The 5,508-nt window shown below is 59.0% G+C and carries 3 rRNA genes; all 3 read left to right on the top strand.

Annotated features, from left to right (window positions below):
- Window positions 1–143: 143 nt before the first annotated feature.
- Window positions 144–1,662 (top strand): 16S ribosomal RNA (locus BD833_RS22530).
- A gap of 484 nt (window positions 1,663–2,146) precedes the next feature.
- Window positions 2,147–5,278 (top strand): 23S ribosomal RNA (locus BD833_RS22535).
- A gap of 110 nt (window positions 5,279–5,388) precedes the next feature.
- Window positions 5,389–5,505, top strand: a 5S ribosomal RNA gene (rrf, locus tag BD833_RS22540).
- Together the 16S, 23S and 5S rRNA genes form the textbook arrangement of a ribosomal RNA operon.
- The last annotated feature ends 3 nt before the right edge of the window (window positions 5,506–5,508 follow it).

Here is a 5,508-nt window from a genome sequence, read left to right on the forward strand (position 1 = left end):
CCGCTCCTTGAGAACTCAACAGCGTGCCGAAAGTCAGTGCCAAGTAATACCCCGTGTCATGGCTCGTGCAGTCGTGGCAGGGATTCCTTTGGTTGATTGATATCGAGAGTGCTAGCTCTCGGTTCTCAGCTGCGATCAAATCATCTACGGAGAGTTTGATCCTGGCTCAGGACGAACGCTGGCGGCGTGCTTAACACATGCAAGTCGAACGGTGAACCTGCTTCGGTGGGGGATCAGTGGCGAACGGGTGAGTAACACGTGGGCAACCTGCCCTCAGCTCTGGGATAACTCCAAGAAATTGGGGCTAATACCGGATATGACCGCTGACCGCATGGTCTGGTGGTGGAAAGATTTATCGGCTGGGGATGGGCCCGCGGCCTATCAGCTTGTTGGTGGGGTAGTGGCCTACCAAGGCGACGACGGGTAGCCGGCCTGAGAGGGTGACCGGCCACACTGGGACTGAGACACGGCCCAGACTCCTACGGGAGGCAGCAGTGGGGAATATTGCGCAATGGGCGGAAGCCTGACGCAGCGACGCCGCGTGGGGGATGACGGCCTTCGGGTTGTAAACCTCTTTCAGCAGGGACGAAGCGAAAGTGACGGTACCTGCAGAAGAAGCACCGGCCAACTACGTGCCAGCAGCCGCGGTAATACGTAGGGTGCAAGCGTTGTCCGGAATTATTGGGCGTAAAGAGCTCGTAGGCGGTTCGTCGCGTCGGCTGTGAAATCCCGAGGCTCAACCTCGGGTCTGCAGTCGATACGGGCGGACTTGAGTTCGGCAGGGGAGACTGGAATTCCTGGTGTAGCGGTGAAATGCGCAGATATCAGGAGGAACACCGGTGGCGAAGGCGGGTCTCTGGGCCGAAACTGACGCTGAGGAGCGAAAGCGTGGGGAGCGAACAGGATTAGATACCCTGGTAGTCCACGCCGTAAACGTTGGGCGCTAGGTGTGGGGCTCATTCCACGAGTTCCGTGCCGCAGCTAACGCATTAAGCGCCCCGCCTGGGGAGTACGGCCGCAAGGCTAAAACTCAAAGGAATTGACGGGGGCCCGCACAAGCGGCGGAGCATGTTGCTTAATTCGATGCAACGCGAAGAACCTTACCTAGGCTTGACATGCACGGAAATCTCCCAGAGATGGGGGGTCCGTAAGGGCCGTGCACAGGTGGTGCATGGTTGTCGTCAGCTCGTGTCGTGAGATGTTGGGTTAAGTCCCGCAACGAGCGCAACCCTCGTCCTATGTTGCCAGCACGTCATGGTGGGGACTCATAGGAGACTGCCGGGGTCAACTCGGAGGAAGGTGGGGATGACGTCAAATCATCATGCCCCTTATGTCTAGGGCTGCAAACATGCTACAATGGCCGGTACAAAGGGCTGCGATACCGCGAGGTGGAGCGAATCCCAAAAAGCCGGTCTCAGTTCGGATTGGGGTCTGCAACTCGACCCCATGAAGTTGGAGTCGCTAGTAATCGCAGATCAGCAACGCTGCGGTGAATACGTTCCCGGGCCTTGTACACACCGCCCGTCACGTCACGAAAGTCGGTAACGCCCGAAGCCGGTGGCCCAACCCTTGTGGAGGGAGCCGTCGAAGGCGGGATCGGCGATTGGGACGAAGTCGTAACAAGGTAGCCGTACCGGAAGGTGCGGCTGGATCACCTCCTTTCTAAGGAGCACTTCACCGGCGAGCCTTGGGTTTGCTGGTGCAGAGCCGCGCTCACACCATGATCGGTGCCTCGTTGTGGGGTGCCGGCGCAGCGTGTGGGGTGGTGCTCGAGGGTGGAACGCTGACCAGTTCGGCCGGCAGCCTGGTGCTGCCCCTAGTACTGCACACACTTCTGGTGTGTGCGTGGAGCGGGGTGGTCGGGGTGGGAGCTGGTTCGTAGGCACGCTGTTGGGTCCTGAGGGAACGGGCGTCCGGTGTGTGTTGCCGGGTGTGTGTTGCCTTGTCGGGGCTGCCTGGGTCTCGTACCGCTGATCTGCCTCATGGGGTGGGTCGGGGCTGGCGGGGTCGGTTCGGGTGGTGACTGGTCGTACGTTGAGAACTGCACAGTGGACGCGAGCATCTTCTGACTCTGATTAGCAGAGTTCTTGTAGGTATGGCCCGCATCTTCGTTTCCTTCCGGGGGCGGGGTGCGGGATTTTTGTGTGGCCAAGTTGTTAAGGGCACACGGTGGATGCCTGGGCACCAGGAGCCGATGAAGGACGTAGGAGGCTGCGATAAGCCTCGGGGAGCTGTCAACCGAGCGTTGATCCGAGGATTTCCGAATGGGGGAACCCCGCACCAGTCATGTGGTGTGACCCGCGCCTGAACACATAGGGCGTGTGGAGGGAACGTGGGGAAGTGAAACATCTCAGTACCCACAGGAAGAGAAAACAACAGTGATTCCGTGAGTAGTGGCGAGCGAAAGCGGAAGAGGCTAAACCGATCGCATGTGATAGCCGGCAGGCGTTGTGTGGTCGGGGTCGTGGGACAGTTCAGTCGCCTCTGCCGAGGTGGCGGGGAGTCATAAAAGACTTGTGTTAGTGGAAGGCCTCTGGAAGGGGTCGCCGTAGAGGGTGAGAGCCCCGTACACGAAAACCGAGTCTCTCCCGAGCTTGTTTCCCAAGTAGCACCGAGCCCGTGAAATTCGGTGTGAATCTGGCGGGACCACCCGCTAAGCCTGAATACTCCCTGGTGACCGATAGCGGACAAGTACCGTGAGGGAAAGGTGAAAAGTACCCCGGGAGGGGAGTGAAATAGTACCTGAAACCGTGTGCCTACAAGCCGTGAGAGCCTTATGCGCACTTGTTGCGTGGGGGTGATTGCGTGCCTTTTGAAGAATGAGCCTGCGAGTTAGCGGTACGTGGCGAGGTTAACCCGTGTGGGGTAGCCGTAGCGAAAGCGAGTCCGAACAGGGCGAGTGAGTCGCGTGCTCTAGACCCGAAGCCGAGTGATCTACCCATGGCCAGGTTGAAGCGCGGGTAAGACCGCGTGGAGGACCGAACCCACCAGGGTTGAAAACCTGGGGGATGAGCTGTGGGTAGGGGTGAAAGGCCAATCAAACTCGGTGATAGCTGGTTCTCCCCGAAATGCATTTAGGTGCAGCGTCACGTGTTTCTTGCCGGAGGTAGAGCACTGGATGGCCGATGGGCCCCACAAGGTTACTGACGTCAACCAAACTCCGAATGCCGGTAAGTGAGAGCGTGGCAGTGAGACTGCGGGCGATAAGGTTCGTAGTCGAGAGGGAAACAGCCCAGATCATCGGCTAAGGCCCCTAAGCGTGTGCTAAGTGGAAAAGGATGTGGGATCGCAGAGACAACCAGGAGGTTGGCTTAGAAGCAGCCACCCTTGAAAGAGTGCGTAATAGCTCACTGGTCAAGTGGTTCCGCGCCGACAATGTAGCGGGGCTCAAGCACACCGCCGAAGCCGTGGCATTCACATGTTGCCCGCCGTCACCTTTCGGGGTGCCGGCCAGGTGTGTGGATGGGTAGGGGAGCGTCGTGTGGCGGTGGAAGCGGCGGAGTGATCCAGCCGTGGACGCCACACGAGTGAGAATGCAGGCATGAGTAGCGAGAGGGGAGTGAGAACCTCCCCCGCCGGAAGACCAAGGGTTCCTGGGCCAGGCTAATCCGCCCAGGGTGAGTCGGGGCCTAAGGCGAGGCCGACAGGCGTAGTCGATGGACAACGGGTTGATATTCCCGTACCCGCGAAGGAACGCCCATGCTGAACCCAGCGATACTAACCGCCCAAAGCCGGTGATCGACCTTCGGGTCTGATCCGGGGGAGCGCGGGACCTGGACTGGTAGTAGGCAAGCGATGGGGTGACGCAGGAAGGTAGTCCTACCGGTGAGTGGTAGTACCGGTGCAAGGGTGTGGCCCGTGGGGTAGGTAAATCCGTCCCACATACAGGGTGAGGCCCGACGCATAGCCGATTGCGGCGAATTGGATGATCCTATGCTGCCGAGAAAAGCCTCTAGCGAGTTCCGAGCGGCCCGTACCCCAAACCAACTCAGGTGGTCAGGTAGAGAATACCGAGGCGATCGAGCGAACTGTGGTTAAGGAACTCGGCAAAATGCCCCCGTAACTTCGGGAGAAGGGGGGCCATCTACTGTCAACATCCTTGCGGTGGGCAGCGGTGGGTGGCCGCAGAGACCAGTGAGAAGCGACTGTTTACTAAAAACACAGGTCCGTGCGAAGTCGTAAGACGATGTATACGGACTGACGCCTGCCCGGTGCTGGAACGTTAAGGGGACGGGTTAGTGCCTTCGGGTGCGAAGCTCAGAACTCAAGCGCCAGTAAACGGCGGTGGTAACTATAACCATCCTAAGGTAGCGAAATTCCTTGTCGGGTAAGTTCCGACCTGCACGAATGGCGTAACGACTTCTCAGCTGTCTCAACCACAGGCTCGGCGAAATTGCACTACGAGTAAAGATGCTCGTTACGCGCGGCAGGACGGAAAGACCCCGGGACCTTTACTATAGCTTGATATTGGTGTTCGGTTCGGCTTGTGTAGGATAGGTGGGAGACTGCGAAGCGGGCACGCCAGTGTTCGTGGAGTCGCCGTTGAAATACCACTCTGGTCGAATTGGATGTCTAACCTCGGTCCGTGATCCGGATCAGGGACAGTGTCAGGTGGGTAGTTTAACTGGGGCGGTTGCCTCCCAAAATGTAACGGAGGCGCCCAAAGGTTCCCTCAGCCTGGTTGGCAATCAGGTGTCGAGTGCAAGTGCACAAGGGAGCTTGACTGCGAGACCGACGGGTCGAGCAGGAGCGAAAGCTGGGACTAGTGACCCGGCACCGGCATGTGGAAGCGGTGTCGCTCAACGGATAAAAGGTACCCCGGGGATAACAGGCTGATCTTCCCCAAGAGTCCATATCGACGGGATGGTTTGGCACCTCGATGTCGGCTCGTCGCATCCTGGGGCTGGAGTAGGTCCCAAGGGTTGGGCTGTTCGCCCATTAAAGCGGTACGCGAGCTGGGTTTAGAACGTCGTGAGACAGTTCGGTCCCTATCCGCCGTGCGCGTAAGAGACTTGAGAAGAGCTGTCCCTAGTACGAGAGGACCGGGACGGACGAACCTCTGGTGTGCCAGTTGTACCGCCAGGTGCACTGCTGGTTAGCTACGTTCGGCAGGGATAACCGCTGAAAGCATCTAAGCGGGAAGCTCGCTTCGAGATGAGGTCTCTCACCGGGTTAACCGGGTAAGGCCCCCGCCCAGACCAGCGGGTTGATAGGCCGGAAGTGGAAGCACCGCAAGGTGTGGAGCTGACCGGTACTAACAGGCCGAGGGCTTGACCACACACACCATTCCTACGGGTGCTGTGAAACGAGTCAGCCAAATAAGATGTCACGCGTCCACTGTGCGGTTCTGAACGCACGAACCAGAAATGGTTCGCAGGTTCACAGAGTTACGGCGGCCATGGCGAGAGGGAAACGCCCGGTAACATTCCGAACCCGGAAGCTAAGCCTCTCAGCGCCGATGGTACTGCCCTGGAGACGGGGTGGGAGAGTAGGACGCCGCCGGACAAC

Source organism: Blastococcus xanthinilyticus (assembly GCF_008124835.1).
GTDB classification, from domain to species: domain Bacteria; phylum Actinomycetota; class Actinomycetes; order Mycobacteriales; family Geodermatophilaceae; genus Blastococcus; species Blastococcus xanthinilyticus.